Raw genomic sequence first — 21,507 nt, forward strand, 5'->3', positions numbered from 1 at the left:
ATTTAAAACGATAAACAATTAATTTTAAAACTTAAGAATTATGCACTTTATGGATATTTTCATTAGGTTTCAGTTTTAAAGAGGTTATAAAGCGCACGAATAACTTGTACAGAACCACCAACAGGGGCGCCTGGCTTTTCTTTTGGAACCCACCCATAAAGATCAAAATGCGCAAAATATTTGGTTTTTTCAACAAAAGAGTTCAGAAACAAAGCAGCGACGACAGAACCAGCAAAGTTATTTCCACTTATATTGTTAAGATCAGCAATTGGTGATGATAACATTTCTTTATAGGGTTTCCAGAGTGGCATTTGCCAAAGAGGATCGCAGACAGAGTGAGCAGATTGAGAAATTTGTTGTGCCCATAGTGAATCGTTACAATAAAATGCAGGAAGATCTGGTCCTAATGCTATCCGGGCTGCTCCTGTTAAAGTAGCCATACAAAGCATGAATTGTGGACTCTCTTCATCGCCATAGGCCAATGCATCAGCAAGAACAAGCCGCCCTTCAGCGTCTGTATTGCCAACTTCAACACTCAAACCTTTACGACTTTGCAGAATATCGCCTGGTCTGTAAGCATTAGCAGAAATTGCATTTTCAACAGCTGGAATCAAAACACGCAACCGAAAAGGTAATTTCGCATCCATGATCAGTTTAGCTAACCCTAAAACATGTGCTCCACCCCCCATATCTTTTTTCATGTTTGACATGTTATTGGCTGATTTAATATTGAGCCCTCCCGTGTCAAAAGTTACACCCTTACCAACCAACGTTATTTTAGGATGATTTTCTTGTCCCCATTGCAGATCGATGAGCCGTGGCGCGGTACTACTGGCTCGTCCGACAGCATGGATCATTGGAAAATTATGTGTTAAAAGTTCATCTCCACAAATGCTTTGGACATGAGCACCATAGGTTTTTCCTAGTTTGTGTGCTTCTTTCTCGAGAGTTTCAGGATTCATATCATTGGCAGGAGTATTGATGAGATCACGAACGAGAAAGACAGTTTCATAAATTCGTTGAAGTTCATTGAGATCAACCGTTTCGTTGACAGAGATCGATAATGATTTGGAGGAAGAATTTTGACGATAACGGTTGAATTGATAACTTCCAAAAGCCAATCCAAGATAACTATTTATTTCATGGGAGGCTGTGCCTTCTAAATGCCAATGTCCAGAAGGAATCTTTTGAGCGAGAAGCCCTGTGATAAAAGGTTCATCACCATTACCAAGTCCAAATAAAACTTTTTTTAAATGCCCCGTTTCGTGAGGAATAAAGAGTATTTGTCCTGCTTTTCCAGTAAAATTATTCACTTTCATCCATGCTGTTGTTGAAGCATCAAGCGATAAATCACTCAGATTTGTTTGGTTAATCAAAAGTATGGGACAGCTACTATCGACACGTGTTGAGTTGAAAGAAATGTGATGTAAATGCATATTCATGAAATCCTTAAAGTCGTCGAAGTGCAACATATTCAACCAAATGATTTTTTCCCTTCCGTAGAATGAGATTAGATCGTGGTCGTGTTGGCAATATATTTTCTTGTAAATTTTTCAAATTAATCGTCTGCCAAAGGTCTTCAGCAATTTTTGAAGCTTCTTTGTCATTGAGGTGTGCATAACGGTGAAAATAGGATTCAGGATTTTGAAAAGCTGTTTTACGCAGACGTTTGAATCGTTCCAAATACCAGCGACGAATAACTTCTGTTTCAGCATCTACATAGATTGAAAAATCAAAAAAATCTGAAACAAAAGGAATGATTTTTCCATCTTTAGGAAGATCACTGACTTGTAATACATTAATCCCTTCAACAATTAAAATATCTGGACGATCAATGGTAATAGTTTGATTTTTCAGAACATCATAGGTCATATGCGAATAAAGTGGAGCACGAACATTCCCAATACCGGCTTTTATAGCAGAAAGAAAACAGAGTAACTTTTTAATATCATAAGAATCAGGAAATCCTTTACGATGCATACGATTTTTTTGCTGTAAAATAGCATTAGGATAGAGAAAACCATCCGTTGTAATCAAATCGACTTTAAGACTGGATGACCAACGTTTTAAAAGTTCTTGAAGAATGCGAGCAGTGGTTGATTTTCCTACAGCAACAGAGCCGGCAATCCCAATGATAAAAGGGGTTTTTTTACTTCCTTCTTGATGTAAAAATTGTTGACGCTTATGAAAAAGTTCCTGTACGGCTTCAACATGGCATGATAACAAACGTGATAAGGAAAGATAAATGCGTTGCACTTCTTTAAGATCAATTGGATCATCAATTGAACGTAAACGTTTGATTTCATCAAAAGTCAAGGTCAGTGGTGTATCCGCACGAAATTGCGACCACTCTTGTGCAGTAAAGACACGATAAGGTGAAAAACGATCAGAAATAGATTGGACCAAATCACCTTCTTGATCAATTTTTGGGAGAAGCGTATCAATCATTTGTCTTGGTCAAAATTTTTTTCTGCAATCATTAATTAAGGATAGCTAGATAAGCAGTTTTATATTCGAATGAATTTTATTTTGCATATTCTCTTCTTTAAAATAATAGAGTCTTTCATTAGCTCATGGTCCAGTCATTCCATTGGGCATTGATTTGCGCCAATGAGTATCCTTGTGCCAGAAAGGCCCATAAAAGTAAACGTGCTTTTACCGCTGATAGATAACCAGACATGAGGGTACCAGCAGCAATCATATCGACTTCTGAACCTTTATAGCCATAAGTTGTGCGTGTTGTTGAGCCAGAGTAGGTACGGCTAGCGATGATGATTGGTATTTTTTGTGTATATTGTCGTACGATGTCTGCTTCTTCAAAACTACAGTGCCCTGATCCAAAACCAGCAATAACAAGTCCAGCATAATGTTCACTTTCGAGACAGAATTTCATTAACTGTGTATCAGAGGATAAAGAGGAGTACAGGAGAGCAACTTGATGATTATAATTTTGAGGAAGATTAAATGTTTTCGGAAAAAAGTTTCGATCATTAAAATAAACCACTTTTCCTTCCAAAAGAGTGCCTAAAATACCGACCAGACCTGATTGAAATGTTTCAATTTTAACTGTATGGCTTTTTTGGACCCAATAAGGTGAGTGAATGGTATCGTTGATGACAACTAAAACGCCTCTGTTCCGACTTTGTGGATCAGCAGCAACCCGAGTTGCTGCTAAAATATTAGCCGGTCCATCAGCACCTGCTTCACAAGGTATACGCATAGCACCAGTTATAATAAGCGGTTCTGCTTTATCCCAATAAAGAGAAAGAAAAAAAGCAGTTTCTTCGATTGTATCAGTCCCTTGGGTTAAAATAACACCGTCTGCGCCAGCTTTTATTTGTTGTGTTGCCCACTCGATGATTTCAAAAAGAGTCTTAAAGGATAAAGATCCACTTGGTAATTGTGTTAATGTTTGCGCATGAATATTAGCAACTTTATTTAGATCAGGAACACTTTTTACAAGGATATCTGAGGTTAATGTTGGTTGCATTTGGCCAAAATTGTCAGCGGCCATTGCAATTGTTCCTCCCAATGTTCCTAAGGCTATTTTTTTCATAATTTTTCCTTTAAAAGACGCAAATCGTTTACAAAAACTATTTAGCAACAATTTGCATTGATAACAATGATATCATTTTTTTGTTTCAATAAATTGAATTGTGTTAACTCATTGTGTTTTGCAGTGTATGTTCTTAAATAAAGGTAAGAGTAATTGGATTTTATATTTGATGAGAAGCAATCAATATTAAAAATAGAGGTTAATATTAATGAATTTCCTTATGGCAGAACATAAGCCAAATGTAATGTATGGTACAACGATTATTACTGTACGAAAAGGTGATAAAGTTGTGATGGCTGGTGATGGTCAGGTTTCACTTGGGCAGACAATTATGAAAGGCAATGCACGCAAGGTTCGTCGCCTTGGAAAGGGCGGAACCGTTATTGCTGGTTTTGCAGGTGCTACAGCAGATGCTTTCACTTTGTTGGAAAGATTAGAAACAAAGCTTGAGCAATATCCTGATCAGCTTATGCGTGCTTGTGTAGAACTTGCAAAAGACTGGCGAACAGACCGTTATTTGCGACGTCTCGAAGCAATGATGCTTGTGGCTGATAAAAAAGTAACTTTAGCTTTAACAGGACTTGGTGATGTTTTAGAACCAGAAGATGGAGTTATGGCTATTGGTTCTGGAGGCAATTTTGCTTTTTCAGCTGCTCGGGCACTCATGGATATGGATTTAGATGCTGAAACCATTGCCCGTAAAGCTATGGATATCGCCGCTAAAATTTGTATTTACACCAATGATCATTTTACGATTGAAACATTGGATGCAGAATTATCTTCTTTAGAGAAAGCTATTTGAATGTGTGTTGTATTTTCCCCTCGTGAAACTGTTTCTGAACTTGATCGTTTTATTATTGGCCAAAATGATGCCAAACGTTCTGTTGCTATTGCACTGCGCAATCGGTGGCGTCGACAACAGCTTGACGGACCAATGCGCGAAGAAGTTATGCCGAAAAATATTTTGATGATAGGGCCAACAGGTGTTGGTAAAACAGGTATAGCGCGTCGATTAGCAAAACTTGCTGGAGCTCCTTTTGTTAAAGTAGAAGCAACTAAATTCACTGAAGTTGGTTATGTAGGACGTGATGTTGAACAAATTATTCGTGACCTTGTTGAGATTGCTATTTCTCTTGTGCGTGAAAAAAAACGAGATGAAGTCAAAGTAAAGGCTCACATGAATGCAGAAGAGCGCGTTTTAGATGTCCTTGTTGGTAAGACAGCAAGTCCTATGACTCGTGATAGTTTTCGCAAAAAACTGCGCGAAGGTGAATTGGATGAAAAAGAGATTGAAATTGAAGTAGCGGATAATAACAGCAATAGTGCTTCGACTTTTGATATTCCTGGTATGCCCGGTGCACAAATGGGAATCATGAATTTATCAGAAATTTTTGGCAAAATGGGCAGTCGTACAAAGGTTCGTAAAACAACAGTAAAAGATGCTTTTAAGCCTCTCATTGATGATGAATCTGAAAAACTCCTTGATCAAGATCAAATTATCCAAGAAGCACTTCGTGTTACTGAAAATGACGGGATTGTTTTTATCGATGAGATTGATAAAATTGCAACGAGAGATGGTGGTGCAGGGGCTGCAGTTTCACGTGAAGGCGTTCAACGAGATCTTTTGCCTTTGGTTGAAGGAACAACAATTGCTACAAAATATGGTCAAGTCAAAACAGATCATATTCTTTTTATTGCATCAGGCGCGTTTCATGTTTCCAAGCCATCTGATTTATTACCAGAATTGCAAGGGCGTTTGCCCATTCGCGTAGAGTTAAATCCTCTCACAAGGGAAGATTTACGACGTATCCTAACCGAACCTGAAGCCAGTTTAATTAAGCAATATATTGCTTTAATGGCAACGGAAGAGGTTCATTTAGAAATTACCGATGATGCGATTGATGCTTTAGCAGATATTGCTGTGGACTTAAACGCAAGAATCGAAAATATAGGGGCCCGCCGTTTGCAAACGGTAATGGAGCGTGTTTTAGATGAGATTTCTTTTACAGCACCCGATAAAGCTGGAACATCGTTTAAGGTTGACGCTGCTTATGTCAAACAATCTATAGGTGAACTTGCTGCTGATATAGATCTTTCACGTTTCATTCTTTAGCGTTATCATTTGTTTTCGTTTAGCGGCGTGCTTCGATAACTTTGAAACCGCCACTTTTCTCATGTATCAAGACTGTGCGAAAAGTGTCTTTTAACAATTTTTCATAAGGCAGGTGGCGGTTTGCAACAAGCAGCAAATTGCCGCCAGGCTTTAAGTATTTTGCAGCATTTATAATAAAATGCTGTCCTAATGCAATATCTGTCTTTTGTTGCGTGTGAAACGGTGGATTTGAAATGATTGTATCATATAAATTTGCAATCGGTTCATGTACAAGATCATGCCAATAAAAATGAATCGGACAAGAAGGAATTCTGTGTTTAAGGTGCTGTTTGGCTGCTCTCAAAGCATTATAATCAGCTTCATAGAGGTCGAGAGTCGTTATTTTTTCACTTTTTTCAAGGGCAGCATAAGAAAGAAATCCCCATCCAGCACCAAAGTCAGCAGTCTTTCCAGAAATGATTTTATTCATATGGAAAACAAGAGCAGCAGATCCAGGATCAATACGGCCGTGTGAGAACATTCCAGGACAGGTTTGAAATTTATTTGCAAAAGTGAGCGGCGGTGAACGCAATTGCGCAATCTTCTGTTTCTCTATTTGTTGTGGAACTTGAAGCCAGAATACCAGTCCATGGTTTTTAGTTAATTTATCAGTAATGGGAACAAGTGTTTTGACCCATTTCATCATTGAAGCTGCACCGGCAGTTTTATTCCCACCGATAACAATCCACCCATCAGGTTTAACACATTCTAATAAATCAAGAAAACAATTTTGATTGAAACCACGATATTTACTTAAGTGCAAAAATGCACCATCATAGTTAAGAGTTTTATCTATTTGAGGAGAACAATGAAACTGAGCATTGGCAAATTTTAAAAAGTCTGGTCGCCAAGGTGTTACAACTTTTAAATTTTGTGTCCATTCTAGAGTTGGAATTTCTGTTAAACCAATGCTCAGCCAAGATTGGCTTGGGTTGGGAAGAGGAAGGTTTTGGTTTTCAAAAGGTAAAAACAATAACACATATATCTCTTTTAAAGGAAAAATGCCATTCTGATATGAGGATGGCATTTTATTTTGTGAGAAAAGGGAATAATCATCCTTCTTTTATTGACCTATCACTTGTTATTTCTTCACCGGTCTGTTGATTGATGGTTTTCATTGATAAGCGAACTTTACCACGCTCATCAAAACCCATTAATTTAACCCAAACTTTATCGCCTTCTTTAACAACATCTGTTGTTTTTGTAACACGTTCTGATGCGAGTTGAGAGATATGAACGAGTCCATCTCGTGAGCCAAAGAAGTTTACGAACGCACCGAATTCTGCGGTTTTTACAACTGTTCCTTGGTAGATAGCACCAACTTCAGGTTCATCAACAATGGAATGAATCCAACGTTTTGCTGCTTCAATAGTTTTAGCATCGGGAGAAGCAATTTTAATTGTTCCATCATCTTCAATATTGATTTTTGCTCCAGTTTGTTCAACGATTTCTCGAATAACTTTACCACCAGAACCAATAACATCACGAATTTTATCAACAGGAATATTCATAACTTCGATACGTGGAGAAAATTCACTGAGTTCAGCACGGGCACTGGTTAAAGCTTTAGCCATTTCATTAAGGATATGGATTCGCCCACCTTTAGCTTGCTCGAGTGCAATTTTCATAATTTCTTCGGTAATACCATCAATTTTGATGTCCATTTGTAAGGCGGTAATACCATTTTCTGTTCCTGCTACTTTAAAATCCATATCCCCAAGATGATCTTCATCTCCTAAAATATCAGACAACACAGCAAAGCGTTCCCCTTCTTTAATCAATCCCATGGCAATACCTGCAACGGGACGCGCCAAAGGAACACCAGCATCCATGAGAGCAAGCGAAGTGCCGCAAACAGTTGCCATGGAAGAGGATCCATTTGATTCGGTAATTTCTGAGACAGCACGAATAGTATAGGGAAAAGATTCTTTTGTTGGCAACATGGGATGAATTGCACGCCACGCCAGCTTACCATGTCCAATTTCGCGGCGACCAGGAGAGCCAAGGCGTCCTGTTTCACCTACTGAAAATGGTGGAAAATTATAATGAAGGAGGAATGTTTCTTTATACATACCTGTTAAGGAGTCAACATATTGTTCATCTTCACCAGTTCCTAATGTTGCAACGACGATAGCTTGTGTTTCTCCACGAGTAAAAAGAGCTGATCCATGTGTGCGGGGTAAAATACTAACTTCTGATTGGATAGGACGGACTGTTGAAAGATCGCGTCCATCAATACGTTTTTCTGTATCAAGAATGTTCCAACGAACAATTTTTGCTTGTAACTGTTTGAAGACGGTTGCAATTTGATCTGCATTAAATTTACAATCTCCTTCTGTTTCGGGCATAAATTTATTGATAACTTCTGTTTTCAGTGTATCAATTGCGGCATAACGCTCTTGTTTATCTGTAATCGTATAAGCCTTTCGTATGTCCTGTTCGACCATTTCTAGCATAGATTTTTCGAGATCAGAAAGATCTTCAGGAGTAAAATCGCGTGGATCTTTTGCGGCAACTTCTGCAAGTTTGATGATGGCATCAATTACAGGTTGCAAGCCTTTGTGCCCAAACATAACGGCTCCCAACATGATGTCTTCCGGCAATTCTTGTGCTTCTGATTCAACCATCAACACAGCACTTTCTGTCCCAGCAACAACAAGATCAAGTTTTGATTCAGGCATTTCATCGATATGAGGATTGAGAACATATTGTCCGTTACAGTAGCCGACACGAGCACCAGCAATGGGGCCCATGAAAGGAACACCTGACAAAGTTAATGCGGCAGAAGATGCAATCATTGCAAGGATATCAGGATTATTCTCGAGGTCATGCTGTATAACGGAAACAATAACTTGCGTATCATTTTTATAACCATCAGCGAAGAGGGGACGAATGGGACGATCAATCAAACGTGAAATCAAAGTCTCATTTTCGGTAGGTCTATTTTCACGTTTTAAATAACCGCCGGGGATTCTACCGACAGAATAGGATTTTTCTTGATAATTAACGGTAAGTGGAAAAAAGTCTTGGTCTGGTTTTGGGCTTTTTGCTGATACAACGGTTGCTAAGACAACAGTTTCTCCGTAGGTAGCAATCACTGCACCATCCGCTTGACGGGCGATTTTTCCTGTTTCGATCGTAAGTGGTCGCCCAGCCCATTCAATTTCTATCTTGTGCGTTTTGAACATTTTTTATCCTTAATGACCAGTGTTCATATTTTTAAGTGCTCACATTCTGGTTTTGCGTAGCATATTTCAAAGCTATGGGCAGGATAACAAGACACTTCTGTTTTTTGCAAGAAGAGCAGAGTAAATCGCAATTTAAACGCGAAGCAACTAGCAATCCTGCCCCATGATAATTATTCGTTAATTTTTAACTAAAAGCAGCAAGCTAAAAATCGACAGGTTTAAAAAACACCTCCCCATTTTTTTAGCGCCGCAAACCTAACTTTTTGATAAGGATCTGATAACGATTTTGGTCAATTTCTTTCAGGTAATCAAGAAGGCGACGACGTTGAGAGACCATTTTTAAAAGACCACGACGAGAATGGTTGTCCTTTTTATGCGATTTAAAATGGTTCGTTAAATTAGAAATACGTTCAGAAAGCACAGCGACCTGTACTTCTGGTGATCCTGTATCACCAACTTTATTTGCATATTCTGCGACAAGAGCTTGTTTACGTTCAGCTGTAATCGACATCGTATTATCCTTTCAAAAAACGAAGAAAAAAAGTCACCCACAGCCGAGATGTCGTTCAGCAAGGGTCTGTGAACAAACAAGGAGAGTTGAAAACCCTCACTTGCTTCAGCATTTATATAGGAAAGGAGATTAAAATACTAGTCCTTAAAAGTATCTTGAAAACCTTCTTTAAAGAAAGGGTTTTATTTTGAAACATTGATTTTGACAGGGTTTTATGAGAATTTTTAAAGAATTATGCATCCTTTTGAGACAAAGATTGCTGCTTTAGAGAGTGTGTGTGGTAAAAAAGCAATAAATATTGATTGGAAGACAAAAGATGCAAAACATTTCAACACTGGAACTTTTCCGTAATTCGGTATTTCGAAATTTGTGGTCGTCCACTCTCATTTCTAATTTAGGCGGGCTTATACAGGCTGTAGGAGCAGGGTGGTTAATGGCGTTGATTAGCTCTTCACATTCCATGGTAGGTCTTGTTCAAAGTGCTACCACATTACCACTTGTTATGTTTTCTCTTATGGCAGGAGCGTTAGCTGACAATTTTAATCGTCGCCAAATTATGTTGTGCGCGCAGATTATGATGATGGTTATATCAATGATCTTGGCTATTTTATCCTATATGGGCTTTCTTACACCTGGACTTTTATTATGCTTTACGTTTTTGCTTGGATGTGGAACGGCTTTTTATAATCCTTCTTGGCAGGCAACAATAGGAGACATTGTGAGCCGGAAAAATATTCCTGCTGCTGTTAGTTTGAATAGTGTTGGCTTTAATTTGATGCGGAGTGTGGGCCCAGCTATTGGTGGTGCTGTTATTGCTACATTGGGTGCAGCCACAGCTTTTTTATTTAATGCGATAAGTTACATTCCTTTAATTGGTGCTTTATTTTTCTGGAAACCGAGCTATGAGAACAACAAATTACCACGGGAAAGGCTTTTAGGAGCTGTCTCAGATGGTTTGCGCTATGTTGCAATGTCGCCTAATCTTCTCAGTATTATGGTAAGAGCGTTCCTTTTTGGCATCGGGGCGATTTCAATTTTGGCACTTTTGCCAATTGTTGTGCATAAAATTCTTGGGGGAAACGCGCTTCTTTATGGGACATTACTTGGTTGTTTTGGTCTTGGAGCCATGACAGCTGGTATGATTAATTCATCTGTACGGCATTATTTTCGTTTAGAAACGATTATTGCAAGTGCATTTATCGGTTTTGCCTTTTCTTGCTTTTTTTTAGCGATAAGCCGTTCATTGATTGTAAGCCATATTGCTTTATTTCCTGCTGGCTTATGTTGGGTTTTGGCGTTATCACTGTTTAATACATCTGTACAGCTTTCTACACCGCGCTGGGTTGTTGCGCGTGCTTTAGCACTTTATCAAACAGCATCTTATGGAGGTATGGCGGTTGGAAGTGTAATTTGGGGCGTTTTGGCTGATGGTTATTCTCCAACAGTTGCTTTGAGTGTTTGTTCTCTCTTCTTGATTTTTGGAGCTCTTATGGGGATAAAGTTTAAAATTCAGGAAATCCCTCAGATAGATTTAGATCCCCTTGATCATTTTAGAGAACCAGAGCTTTTACTTGATCTAAAAGCACAAAGTGGTCCGATTATGATTATGATCGATTATCAAATTCGTGAAAATGATCTCGAAGAATTTCTCAAAGTGATGACACGTCGTCGTCATATTCGTTTACGAGATGGCGCTCGCCAATGGGTTCTTTTGCGCGACCTTGAAAGGCCTGAATATTGGACGGAAGCTTATCATATGCCAACATGGGTAGATTATTTACGTCATAATCACCGCCGTATAAAAGCAGATGCAGAGGTCAATAAGCTTTTGCGTCACTTAAATCGTGCGCCTAACGGTATAAGGGTGCATCGGATGATTGAGCGGCAAACAATACCACATGCTGGTGAGATGCTTTTAAAGTCTTCTGCTGATCAATTACCTTAATGATATGAGGGTTAAAAACAGTTTTTTGTAAACTATTAGATGTGTGTAATTATTTTTATGGAATAAATTAGTTAACATGAAGAGAACAGCAGAAAAATTAGATATTACCATGAACACTTTATGCTGTTGGTGAAATGGGAATAAATTTCGGCTGAACAATCAGTTTGAGGTTATAAATATGAATATTACGATTTTTTTAAGCTAAAGCCTGCATTTTCTATTCTATAAAATCTTCTTAATATTATAGCTTTGCGTGTGTATTCAGCAATGACCAAAAAGACGATTAAAATAATAAAAACAACTCCTTGTATTTTGTTGTGCAAGCTAGGATTGGACTTATGAACGTGTTACTGATTTAGATTATGATACGAATTATTGTCAAAAGGTGAGTGTAGGGCAATATTGATATGAAAAACTCTCTTTTTCAAAGAGATAGTTGTGAGAAAGAGAACGTCAAACTGTAAAAATCCGCTTTGGCTTGAACAAGCTTTTATCGAGGGAGCCTATAGCAAGAAGTTGATCTTTGTAGAGAACGCAAACTTCCTCTTCATCAAGAGCTGCATTGTGATTACAAAGGAGCACTGGATTGCCCATCATGACTCGTTGAGCTTGCGTTTTGTTAAGGGTATAATGAGTGAGGCAATCTAGAGCTGCACCTGTTTCAATTAAAAGCGTATCAAGCTCTAAAAAGTTTTTTTTGGGGGGAGCATCATTTTCACTTGTTGTATTTTTATCCAATGCTACCGCTTTTAATTCATCCCACGTAATGAGATCATCTTCACAAAAAGGTGCTACTGCGATACGTCTTAAATCAGCAATATGTCCATAACAACCAAGATCACGCCCTATATCACGAGCTAAGGAGCGCACATAGGTTCCTTTTCCGCAGGTTATTTCAAAGAGTGAACAGTCTTTAGTAGGAGTCTCTATTAATTTAAAAGTTTCTATTTCTACTTGGCGTGGTGGAATTTCAACAATCTCACCTTCACGTGCTAAATCATAGGCGCGATTACCGGCAATTTTAATTGCGGAAAATTGTGGGGGTGTTTGCAAAATAACACCTGTATATTGGGGAAGAAGAGCAAGTATTTCTTCTTGTGTTGGACGTTTGAGTGATGTCTTCGTTATTTCACCCTCTAGATCGTCTGTTGAACGCTCTTCTCCCCAAGCGATTTGAAAACGGTAGGTTTTTGTGCCTTGCATTACGTAAGGTACGGTTTTTGTTGCTTCGCCCAATGCAATTGGCAGGAGACCAGAAGCGAGCGGATCCAGTGTTCCCGCATGTCCTGCTTTTTGCGCATGAAAGAGCCATTTGATTTGAGAAACAGCTTCTGTTGATCTCATACCTTTTGGTTTATCAAATATAATCCAGCCAGAAACAGGACGCCCCTTTTTTTTGCGTTGCTGTGACATATTTTTAATCCTCAAGTTCGTCATTATGGTGAAGGTCACGTGCTACTTCAGGTGAACGAAGCAAGGCATCAATTTTTGAAAAATTATCAAAACTACTATCGAGCCGAAAACGCAATTCAGGCATATATTTCATTTGCCGTAAGGTATGACTGATTTCTCCACGGATAAAACGGCTATGTTTATTAAGGAGTTCAACGACATCAATATGAGATGCATTTTGAACAGTACTAAGAGGAGAAACAAAGCAGGTTGCAATTTTTAAATCTGGTGACATGCGCACTTCAGAGACGGAAAGCACGATGTTTTTCAAAGTATCATCGAGTAAAATACCGCGCTGTAGAACATGAGCGACTGCGTGGCGCACTTGTTCTCCTACTCTTAGTTGCCGTTGTGAAGGCCCTACATTTTTCATCGAAATTTTACCCTTGTTACAATTATTCTTCTTTTAATCATCTGAAAAGATTAAGAAAGAACAGAAGCATTGCACATAGCGCCACGTGTTTCTCATTTTATAGAGAGTAAAGCCATTGGACTCTTTTATAATGTGCGATTGATATGTTCGATGCGGAAGGTTTCAATAACATCTCCTGCACGTATGTCTTCATAGTTTTCAAATGCCATCCCACATTCTTGACCACTTTGTACTTCATTAACTTCATCTTTAAAGCGCTTGAGTGTTTTAAGTTTACCTTCGTGAATGACAATATTATCGCGGATCAGGCGAACACCCGCTCCTCGTTCTATTTTACCTTCTGTAACACGACAACCCGCAACCTTTCCGATTTTTGTAATGTTAAAGACTTCTAGAATCTCGGCATTACCAAGGAAAGTTTCGCGCTGTTCTGGTGAGAGTAATCCTGACATAGCAGCTTTTATATCGTCAACGAGATCATAGATGATGTTGTAATAGCGAATTTCAATGCCTTGAATTTTAGCAAAATCACGTGCTTGTTTATTGGCTCGAACGTTAAAACCAATGACAGCAGAGTTAGAAGCTTCAGCAAGAGAAATATCACTTTCAGTGATACCTCCAGCACCAGAATGCACAATACGGGCACGGACTTCTTCATTCCCTAGCTTTTCTAATGCTGAAGCGATTGCCTCAATGGAACCTTGCACATCTCCTTTAATAATAAGAGGAAATTCTTTAACACCTGTAGTTTGTAATCTGGTCATCATTTGCTCGAGAGAACCACGAGAACCAGTTTGTCGGGCTACAGCTTTATCACGTGCTAACCGTTGACGATATTCAGAAATTTCGCGTGCTTTTGCTTCATGCGTGACAACAGCAAAACGGTCACCAGCTTGTGGTGTCCCTTGCATACCTAAAATTTCAATGGGTGTAGAAGGAACGGCTTCTTTAATATGACGACCATGGTCATCAATCAAAGCACGCACGCGTCCCCATTCATTGCCGGCAACAATAATATCAGAAGGATGCAATGTCCCTTTCTGAACCAAAACTGTTGCAACAGACCCACGTCCTCGATCGAGTTTTGCTTCAATGACAACGCCTTCTGCTGTTCTTTGTGGATCTGCTTTCAAATCAAGAATTTCAGCTTGAAGGAGAATAGCTTCGAGGAGTTTATCAAGATTTTGACCGGTTTTAGCAGAAACTTCGACTTCTAAAGTTTCCCCTCCCATGGTTTCAACAAATACTTCATGTTGGAGGAGTTCTGTACGCACTTTTTGTGCATCAGCAGCTGGTTTATCAATTTTGTTGATAGCAACAATAATAGGCACGCCTGCCGCTTTAGCATGATTAATTGACTCAATTGTTTGCGGCATAACACTATCATCAGCAGCGACAACGAGAACCGCAATATCTGTAACACGAGCCCCACGAGCACGCATAGCTGTGAAGGCGGCATGTCCTGGTGTATCAATAAAGGTAATCTTTTGACCATTTTGCTCCACTTGATAAGCACCAATATGCTGTGTGATTCCTCCTGCTTCACCAGAAACAACATTCGCTTTTCGAATAGCATCAAGCAGAGAAGTTTTTCCATGGTCAACATGTCCCATAATTGTTACAACGGGTGGGCGTGACCGCATTTTTTGAGGGTTATCAGCTATATTAAAGATGCCTTCTTCTACGTCAGATTCTAAAACACGCTTAACAGTGTGACCGAATTCGGCGGCGATGAGTTCCGCAACATCTGCGTCAATAACATCGCCAGGTTTCATCATTTGCCCCTGTTTCATGAGAAATTTAATGACATCAACGGAGCGTTCAGTCATACGTTGAGCAAGTTCTTGAATGGTAATGGTTTCAGGAAGAACAACTTCGCGAGAAATTTTTTCTCTTGGCTCTTGATTTTGTGCACGCTTAAATTTCTCCTGCCTCCGGCGCATAGCAGCCATTGAACGTCCACGTGCGCTCCCTTCTTCATCTAAAGCGCTATTAAGGGTGAGTTTGCCACGGCGCCGCTCATCAGCTCCTTTTATAACTTTTGGTGCACGCACTTCTGATTTTGCAGGGTTAGCCCGCCGGTTATGTCGATCATCTTCTTTGTTTTCATCTGCTTTGCGCTTTTCAATAACAGGTGTACTTTTAGGAGGGATAGGAATATCTATCGGTTCTATGATGGAATGAGTAGAGGGAAGAGACGGAATCTGTGCCGATGGTTTTTCTTCTTCTTGATGTATTTCTGTCTCTTGAATTGTCTGCTGTAAAATTTCTTCACGTTCTTTTGAACGCTTTGCTTCTTCTTCGGCTCGTTCACGCATTATTTTCTCTTGAATATGCGCTTCTTCCAATGCACGAAGCCTTGCTTCCATTTCAGCAGATGAGAGATTGCTTTTAGCGACACGTTCACGAGGGGCTGCTTCTTCGAATCGTGGTTTAGACCGTTGGGAAGCCACATGTGGTTTCGTAATTGGCTGTTGTACCTCAGCCTTTTCATCAGGGCGTGTAACTTTGCGCCGTTTGGTTTCGACAACCACAGCCTTTGTACGGCCATGGCTAAAATTTTGTTTGACCGTGCTCGTTTCTAGGACTGACCGCTTTAAGGTTAAAGTCCTCTTGGCTGTTATTTTGTCGTTATTATTTTCACTCATTGTACTTCCTTCACGGCTTGTGCCGTCATCTCACCAAGCTTGCTGTGCTTGTCATCACGATAGGCGAGCAGTTTATATATTGTTTTTAGAAATCCCTCAGCAGCTTTGGTGTCTAATAAGGCTGCATGCATTACGGGATTAGCGCCAAAAGCCACTCGCATTTCATCACTTGTAAATAAAGATATGGTCTTTATATCCCGATTTGTTTGTTGTTGCATTGTGTGGATAGCTTGTGCAATTTTTCGTTTTCCATCTTCTTTAGTTTCCTTAGCATGAAGTACGAGCAGAACTTGACCAGAGCGGATAGCTGCATCAACTTTTGTTGCCCCCATAACAACGGCACCAGCTTTTCGTGCCATGGAAAGACTTGAAAGAGCAGCTTTTAGTAAAAGTGTATCAACAATATGCACAAGATTTGGTGCAACCTCAACATCTGTTTTAAAATTTCTCTTAAAGGCTTTTTGTTTTATTGCTGCTTCGATGGCAGAATGGTGAGCAGAAACCCAAACGCCGCGTCCAGGTAAATTGGATTTAAGATCAGGAACAATTTGATTGTTGGGACCAATAACAAAACGGATCAGCGTTTTGGCTGAAGCGTTTTTTCTTGTCACAATACAGGTCCGTTCATTCATTTAAAGTGTATCCACGTCAAATTATTTTTTTTCATCTTTTGCAGAGTTTTCATTTTCTGCGGGAGTTTCTGCTACAAGATCAGCTTGGTCTATCCAGCCTGCTTGCACACGTGCTGCTAAAACCATAGCTTCTGCATCATCACGTGTAATATCAAACGGGGTCAGGATACCAGAAAAGCTCTGTGTTTGACCTTCTTTACGTTCTCTCCAGCCAACCAAATCATCGACTGCATAACCTGCAAAATCTTCCATTGTTTTCACACCATCTTCGCCAAGAGCAACCAGCATAGCACTTGTTACTCCAGGCAATGTACGTAATTCGTCAGAAACACCGAGTTTTTTACGTTTTTCATCGAGTTCTTTTTCTTTACGTTCAAGATATTCGCGTGCACGACTTTGGATTTCAGCAGCAGTTTCATGATCAAAACCATCAATAGAAGCGATTTCTTCGAGATCAATATAGGCGATTTCCTCAATGGAAGAAAATCCTTCTGATGCCATCACTTGCCCAATCATTTCGTCAACATCTAAGGATTCCATGAACAGTTTACTGCGTTCGGTAAATTCCTTTTGACGATTTTCAGATTCCTCCTGTTCCGTTAAAATATCAATATTCCATCCTGTTAATTGTGAAGCTAAACGAACATTTTGTCCACGCCGACCAATAGCAAGACTGAGTTGGTCATCAGGCACAATAACTTCAATACGTTCTGCATCTTCATCGAGGACGACTTTAGAAACTTCAGCGGGTTGTAGTGCATTGACAATAAATGTTGCAGCATCGGGGGACCAAGGAATAATATCAATTTTTTCACCTTGTAATTCTGCAACAACAGCCTGTACACGACTTCCTCGCATTCCAACACATGCTCCAACAGGATCAATGGAACCATCGCGTGAGACAACAGCAATTTTCGCACGTGAACCAGGATCGCGGGCAACGGATTTAATTTCTATAATACCATCATAAATTTCTGGCACTTCCATGGTAAAAAGTTTTACCATAAATTGTGGATGTGTACGTGAAAGAAAAATTTGTGGACCACGCGATTCACGATGCACATCACTGACAAAAGCACGAATACGGTCTCCATAGCGGAAAGATTCACGTGGAATTAATTCGTCACGGCGCACAACGGCCTCACCACGCCCGAGATCAACAATAACATTGCCATATTCTACACGTTTTACTGTACCAGAAATAATTTCACCAATTTTATTTTTAAATTCTTCATATTGTTGATCACGCTCTGCGTCGCGTACTCTTTGTACAATAACCTGTTTAGCAGATTGCGCCGCGATACGCCCAAAGTCCATAGGAGGTAAAAGATCAGCAAAAAAATCACCAATTTTTGCGTCTGCTTGACGTTTGAGTGCGTCAGATAAAGTAATTTCAGTTGTATAATCTTCAATGACATCAACAATTTTAAGCAGGCGTTGCAATTTAATTTCACCTGTTTTGGAATTGATTTCAGCACGAATATTGGTTTCTTGACCATAACGAGAGCGTGCCGCTTTCTGAATAGCATCGGCCATTGCAGAAATGACAATTTCACGGTCAATTGATTTTTCACGTGCAACAGCATCTGCAATTTGCAGAATTTCAAGCCTGTTAACGCTTGTAGCCATCAATTTTCTCCTTCTTTGTGCTACACAATGAGCATTTCCCTGAGATCTTAGCTCTTGTAATTTGACGTTTTCTCCGAAACGTTACAATTATCTTCGGGAATGATTTTTTGACTTAAATCTTTATTTTTTTTTAACGCGTCGCGAATGAGTTCATCTGTCAGTACCAAGTGCGCATTTATGATATCACAAAAGGAAATAGAGATATACAGAGCTTCTCCATAAGCCGCTTTATCAGTGTTTAAGATAAATCCATCTTGGGTGATGTTTGTAAGCATTCCACGAAACTTTTGGCGTCCATCAATTTTAATCTTTGTTTCAATTTTTGCGAGATGCCCTTGCCAATCAAAAAAATCAGATTTTCTTACCAGTGGACGATCAATTCCAGGAGATGAGATTTCTAAATGATATTTGCGATCAATTATATTTTGTACATCAAGAAGGGGAGAAACAGTTCGACTAACCATTTCACAATCTTCTACAGTCATAGAGCCATCTGCGCGTTCAACCATAATCTGCAATGTTAAACCATTTAAACCAAGAAGTTTTATGCGAACTAAACGAAAACCTAAAGGCTTAAGTACAGGTATGACAAGAGCAGCGATACGCGCTTCAATACCATTTTCTTCAAACAAACGTGGTTCGTCAAGAACACTTATTTTTTCAGTCTCGTTCATATATTTTATCCAAGTCGGTTTCATCAGTTTTATGACACTAAAAAAGAGCGGGTCCAACGGCCCACTCCTCATCATAAGACCAAGAATTTAGCTACTGATACTCCTAAATTCAATTTTTTTCAAGTTGTTTATAAGAAAAGCATCTCATCATTTATTTCTTGATAAAGGTAAGATAAGTAGGTGTTCTTCCTTCGCGCAGAGCTTTTGTTTCATAGCGAGTGCTTAGCCATAGCGGATAAGGAGTTTTCCAATCCTTAGGATTTTCAGCTTTCCATTCAAAACTGTGATGTTGTGTACAATGATAGAGGGTCCAGTTTACATAACTATCTATATCGCTAGCAAAGCGAAATTTTTTACCTGTTTTAAGAACACGAGCAAAACGATTAAGGTTTTTCATGTTAATAAAACGTCGTTTCCAATGCTTTTTTTTAGTCCACGGATCTGGATAGAAGAGATCTATTCCGTCAAGTGATGCATTTGGGAGCCAATCAAGGAGGAGTGTGGCGTCATCATCATAAAGACGAATGTGATTTTGATGCTCTTTATGTTGTTCAAGAGACATCAACATTTTTGCCATGCCATTGATAAAGGGTTCTATGCCGATAAAACCAGTTTGTCGAAAATGCTCCATTTGATAAAGCAAATGTTCACCTCCACCAAAGCCAATTTCAAGATGAACTTCTGTTACTTTATCGAGAAACAAAGACGTTAAGTCTAAAGGTGGAGCGGTATTCAAATCAATATTAAGAGTTGGAAGAAGTGTTTTTATACGTGCAAACTGACTGTCTCGTAGTCGTTTTCCTTTGCGTCGACCAAAAAATGCTTCACAGATACGTGTATTATGATCAATCATAATCTTGTCATTGTTTGAAGTGTTTTAATGAGGTCAGTTTTCTCCCATGAAAATGAACCATCATTTCCTGGTTTGCGTCCAAAATGACCATAAGCAGCTGTTTTTGTATAAATAGGTTTATTGAGGTCAAGATGTTTTCGGATTCCTGTTGGTGAAAGGTCCATTATTTTGCGAATAGTGGCTTCAAGAATTTTTTCATCGACTTTTCCTGTTCCATGGAGATTAAGATAAATGGATAAGGGTTGCGCAATGCCAATTGCGTAGGAGAGTTGAATAGTACAGCGTTCCGCTAGATCAGCTGCAACAATATTCTTAGCAAGATAACGCGCAGCATAAGCTGCAGAACGGTCAACTTTTGTTGTATCTTTTCCTGAAAAAGCACCTCCACCATGAGGAGCTGCGCCTCCATAAGTGTCAACAATAATTTTGCGCCCAGTTAATCCGGCATCACTTTGAGGACCTCCAATAACGAATTTCCCTGTTGGGTTAATGTACCAACTACATTGATCAGAAATGGGAATATCATGCAAAGCTTGACGAATATAGGGCTCAACCACTGTCCGGACTTTATTGGAATCCCAACTTTCATCCAAATGTTGTGTTGAAAGAACAATGGATGTTACCTCTATAGGTTTTCCATTTTTATATCGTATTGTTATTTGGCTTTTGGCATCTGGTCCTAATTTTCCGGTTTCTCCTTCATTTTTATGGCGGGCTGCAGCAAGAAGTTTAAGAATTTTATGCGCATAATAAATTGGCGCAGGCATGAGAGCAGGTGTTTCACGGCAAGCATATCCGAACATGATCCCTTGATCACCTGCTCCTTCTTCACCATGTCGATCTGTAGCATTATCAACACCGCGTGCAATATCAGTTGATTGTGGGCGTAAGAGAACATCAATTTTAACAGTTTTCCAATGGAATCCTGCTTGCTCATAACCAATTGCGCGAATAGCACGGCGTGCTATTGCCCGAAAACGGGTAGGGTTGATGAGTGGCAACCCCATTTCATCGTAGATAAATTTCTTATTTTTATCTCTTTTTAAGAGTGTATCAGGAACACGCACTTCACCCGCAATAACAACACGGTTTACACTAACAAGAGTCTCACAAGCGATTCGTACGAGCCATGGATCCGTACCGGTTTTCTGAGCTTCTTTATAAATCATATCAACGATTTCATCTGAAATACGATCACAAATTTTGTCAGGATGCCCCTCCGATACCGATTCACTCGTAAAAAAATAATCTTGGTGCGGCATAGGAACTCCTTCAAAAAAGAAAAGCAATGTCTATTAAAATTGCCTCTATTTGCCAATGCCACGGCAAATGGTCAATGCTGATTATAAGATAGGAAAAGAAAAGACGTAATTTTTATTTTATAGTTTGTTTGTCAAATCTTCTTCCGAAAGTGCTTTTGCTAAATCAATAATTTTTCGACGCACTTTAGCATCAGATATATTAGTAAAAGCACGCATGAGCTGAATTCCTTCATTACTGGAGCAAAAATCCATAAAATCATTTTCACTTTCAGCAAAGCCTTCTACTTGCTGCGTATTAAGGCTTTTATCGAAAAAATAAGAAACAGGAACATCCATAATTTCTGCAATTGCTTGAAGGCGACTTGCACCAATACGATTTGTGCCTTTTTCATATTTTTGAACTTGCTGGAAAGTGATGCCTAGCTTTTCACCTAGTTTCTCTTGGGTAAGTCCTAAAATATTACGACGTAAACGAATACGAGTTCCAACATAAACATCTATAGGATCAGGCTTTTTTCTAGTTTCAGTCATAATGCAACTCTTTATTTCCAGCACTCTACTGCTCAATCAACATCAAATTTATTTGAGGTTGATTTAGCATATAATTAAAATAATATGTAACAATTTTTCCC

At 39.2% G+C, this 21,507-nt stretch carries 18 protein-coding genes; 3 read left to right on the forward strand and 15 right to left on the reverse strand.

The window, feature by feature from the left end:
• Positions 1-62: 62 nt before the first annotated feature.
• The 3 genes from AC0QT4_RS02120 to AC0QT4_RS02130 form a co-directional block, all read right to left on the reverse strand.
• On the reverse strand, positions 63-1,436 hold the full coding sequence (locus AC0QT4_RS02120; protein WP_473200229.1) for a leucyl aminopeptidase family protein: 1,374 nt from the start codon (positions 1,434-1,436) through the stop codon (positions 63-65).
• Positions 1,437-1,449: 13 nt separating this feature from the next.
• A complete protein-coding gene (gene coaA, locus AC0QT4_RS02125) occupies positions 1,450-2,448 on the reverse strand; it encodes a type I pantothenate kinase (protein ID WP_473200083.1) in 999 nt (332 codons plus the stop codon).
• 118 nt (positions 2,449-2,566) lie between these two features.
• Positions 2,567-3,556, reverse strand: coding sequence for an asparaginase (locus AC0QT4_RS02130; protein WP_473200084.1), 990 nt, complete (start codon positions 3,554-3,556; stop codon positions 2,567-2,569).
• Positions 3,557-3,776: 220 nt separating this feature from the next.
• Between AC0QT4_RS02130 and hslV the strand changes: the two genes are divergently transcribed.
• Both hslV and hslU read left to right on the forward strand, forming a co-directional pair.
• On the forward strand, positions 3,777-4,358 hold the full coding sequence (hslV, locus tag AC0QT4_RS02135) for an ATP-dependent protease subunit HslV (RefSeq protein ID WP_473200085.1): 582 nt from the start codon (positions 3,777-3,779) through the stop codon (positions 4,356-4,358).
• Positions 4,359-5,669 (forward strand): ATP-dependent protease ATPase subunit HslU, encoded by a 1,311-nt coding sequence (gene hslU / locus AC0QT4_RS02140; RefSeq protein WP_473200086.1) that lies wholly within the window; start codon positions 4,359-4,361, stop codon positions 5,667-5,669.
• Positions 5,670-5,688: 19 nt separating this feature from the next.
• Here hslU and AC0QT4_RS02145 read toward each other — a convergent pair whose 3' ends face one another.
• The 3 genes from AC0QT4_RS02145 to rpsO form a co-directional block, all read right to left on the reverse strand.
• Positions 5,689-6,687, reverse strand: a complete 999-nt coding sequence (locus AC0QT4_RS02145) for a class I SAM-dependent methyltransferase (protein WP_473200087.1) — start codon at positions 6,685-6,687, stop codon at positions 5,689-5,691.
• A 73-nt stretch (positions 6,688-6,760) separates the two neighbouring features.
• Positions 6,761-8,896, reverse strand: a complete 2,136-nt coding sequence (pnp, locus tag AC0QT4_RS02150) for a polyribonucleotide nucleotidyltransferase (RefSeq protein WP_473200088.1) — start codon at positions 8,894-8,896, stop codon at positions 6,761-6,763.
• Positions 8,897-9,137: 241 nt separating this feature from the next.
• Complete coding sequence (gene rpsO / locus AC0QT4_RS02155; RefSeq protein ID WP_473200089.1) at positions 9,138-9,407, reverse strand: 30S ribosomal protein S15; 270 nt, start codon at positions 9,405-9,407, stop codon at positions 9,138-9,140.
• A gap of 316 nt (positions 9,408-9,723) precedes the next feature.
• On the opposite strand from rpsO, the gene AC0QT4_RS02160 reads away from it, so the two are divergent.
• Complete coding sequence (locus AC0QT4_RS02160) at positions 9,724-11,352, forward strand: MFS transporter (RefSeq protein WP_473200090.1); 1,629 nt, start codon at positions 9,724-9,726, stop codon at positions 11,350-11,352.
• Positions 11,353-11,805: 453 nt separating this feature from the next.
• On the opposite strand, the gene truB is transcribed toward AC0QT4_RS02160, so the two are convergent.
• The 9 genes from truB to AC0QT4_RS02205 form a co-directional block, all read right to left on the reverse strand.
• Positions 11,806-12,765, reverse strand: a complete 960-nt coding sequence (gene truB / locus AC0QT4_RS02165; RefSeq protein WP_473200091.1) for a tRNA pseudouridine(55) synthase TruB — start codon at positions 12,763-12,765, stop codon at positions 11,806-11,808.
• 4 nt (positions 12,766-12,769) lie between these two features.
• Positions 12,770-13,177 (reverse strand): 30S ribosome-binding factor RbfA, encoded by a 408-nt coding sequence (gene rbfA, locus AC0QT4_RS02170; protein WP_473200092.1) that lies wholly within the window; start codon positions 13,175-13,177, stop codon positions 12,770-12,772.
• A 125-nt stretch (positions 13,178-13,302) separates the two neighbouring features.
• Positions 13,303-15,825 (reverse strand): translation initiation factor IF-2, encoded by a 2,523-nt coding sequence (infB, locus tag AC0QT4_RS02175; protein WP_473200093.1) that lies wholly within the window; start codon positions 15,823-15,825, stop codon positions 13,303-13,305.
• Positions 15,822-16,457, reverse strand: a complete 636-nt coding sequence (locus tag AC0QT4_RS02180; RefSeq protein WP_473200094.1) for an RNA-binding protein — start codon at positions 16,455-16,457, stop codon at positions 15,822-15,824. Before AC0QT4_RS02180 ends, infB begins: the two co-directional genes overlap by 4 nt.
• Positions 16,458-16,478: 21 nt before the next feature.
• Positions 16,479-18,086: a transcription termination factor NusA gene (gene nusA, locus AC0QT4_RS02185; RefSeq protein ID WP_473200095.1), complete on the reverse strand. Its 1,608-nt coding sequence runs from the start codon at positions 18,084-18,086 to the stop codon at positions 16,479-16,481.
• A gap of 47 nt (positions 18,087-18,133) precedes the next feature.
• The gene (gene rimP / locus AC0QT4_RS02190) at positions 18,134-18,760 is read right to left on the reverse strand and encodes a ribosome maturation factor RimP (RefSeq protein ID WP_473200096.1); all 627 of its coding nucleotides are present in this window, start codon (positions 18,758-18,760) and stop codon (positions 18,134-18,136) included.
• Positions 18,761-18,911: 151 nt separating this feature from the next.
• Positions 18,912-19,613 carry a tRNA (guanine(46)-N(7))-methyltransferase TrmB gene (locus AC0QT4_RS02195; RefSeq protein WP_473200097.1) on the reverse strand — a complete coding sequence of 234 codons (702 nt, stop codon included), beginning with the start codon at positions 19,611-19,613 and terminating at the stop codon, positions 18,912-18,914.
• Positions 19,610-20,875: a methionine adenosyltransferase gene (metK, locus tag AC0QT4_RS02200; protein WP_473200098.1), complete on the reverse strand. Its 1,266-nt coding sequence runs from the start codon at positions 20,873-20,875 to the stop codon at positions 19,610-19,612. The genes AC0QT4_RS02195 and metK overlap by 4 nt, the downstream gene beginning before the upstream one ends.
• Before the next feature lie 117 nt (positions 20,876-20,992).
• Positions 20,993-21,406, reverse strand: coding sequence for a helix-turn-helix domain-containing protein (locus tag AC0QT4_RS02205; protein WP_473200099.1), 414 nt, complete (start codon positions 21,404-21,406; stop codon positions 20,993-20,995).
• Positions 21,407-21,507: the final 101 nt, after the last annotated feature.

It is taken from the genome of Bartonella sp. EBT8 (genome assembly GCF_055796165.1).

Coding starts and splice junctions, on each gene's coding strand:
- AC0QT4_RS02120 (WP_473200229.1), bottom strand. CDS start 1,436: ATGCATTTACATCACATTTCTTTCAACTCAACACGTGTCGATAGTAGC.
- coaA (WP_473200083.1), bottom strand. CDS start 2,448: ATGATTGATACGCTTCTCCCAAAAATTGATCAAGAAGGTGATTTGGTC.
- AC0QT4_RS02130 (WP_473200084.1), bottom strand. CDS start 3,556: ATGAAAAAAATAGCCTTAGGAACATTGGGAGGAACAATTGCAATGGCC.
- hslV (WP_473200085.1), top strand. CDS start 3,777: ATGGCAGAACATAAGCCAAATGTAATGTATGGTACAACGATTATTACT.
- hslU (WP_473200086.1), top strand. CDS start 4,359: ATGTGTGTTGTATTTTCCCCTCGTGAAACTGTTTCTGAACTTGATCGT.
- pnp (WP_473200088.1), bottom strand. CDS start 8,896: ATGTTCAAAACGCACAAGATAGAAATTGAATGGGCTGGGCGACCACTT.
- rpsO (WP_473200089.1), bottom strand. CDS start 9,407: ATGTCGATTACAGCTGAACGTAAACAAGCTCTTGTCGCAGAATATGCA.
- AC0QT4_RS02160 (WP_473200090.1), top strand. CDS start 9,724: ATGCAAAACATTTCAACACTGGAACTTTTCCGTAATTCGGTATTTCGA.
- truB (WP_473200091.1), bottom strand. CDS start 12,765: ATGTCACAGCAACGCAAAAAAAAGGGGCGTCCTGTTTCTGGCTGGATT.
- rbfA (WP_473200092.1), bottom strand. CDS start 13,177: ATGAAAAATGTAGGGCCTTCACAACGGCAACTAAGAGTAGGAGAACAA.
- infB (WP_473200093.1), bottom strand. CDS start 15,825: ATGAGTGAAAATAATAACGACAAAATAACAGCCAAGAGGACTTTAACC.
- AC0QT4_RS02180 (WP_473200094.1), bottom strand. CDS start 16,457: ATGAATGAACGGACCTGTATTGTGACAAGAAAAAACGCTTCAGCCAAA.
- nusA (WP_473200095.1), bottom strand. CDS start 18,086: ATGGCTACAAGCGTTAACAGGCTTGAAATTCTGCAAATTGCAGATGCT.
- rimP (WP_473200096.1), bottom strand. CDS start 18,760: ATGAACGAGACTGAAAAAATAAGTGTTCTTGACGAACCACGTTTGTTT.
- AC0QT4_RS02195 (WP_473200097.1), bottom strand. CDS start 19,613: ATGATTGATCATAATACACGTATCTGTGAAGCATTTTTTGGTCGACGC.
- metK (WP_473200098.1), bottom strand. CDS start 20,875: ATGCCGCACCAAGATTATTTTTTTACGAGTGAATCGGTATCGGAGGGG.
- AC0QT4_RS02205 (WP_473200099.1), bottom strand. CDS start 21,406: ATGACTGAAACTAGAAAAAAGCCTGATCCTATAGATGTTTATGTTGGA.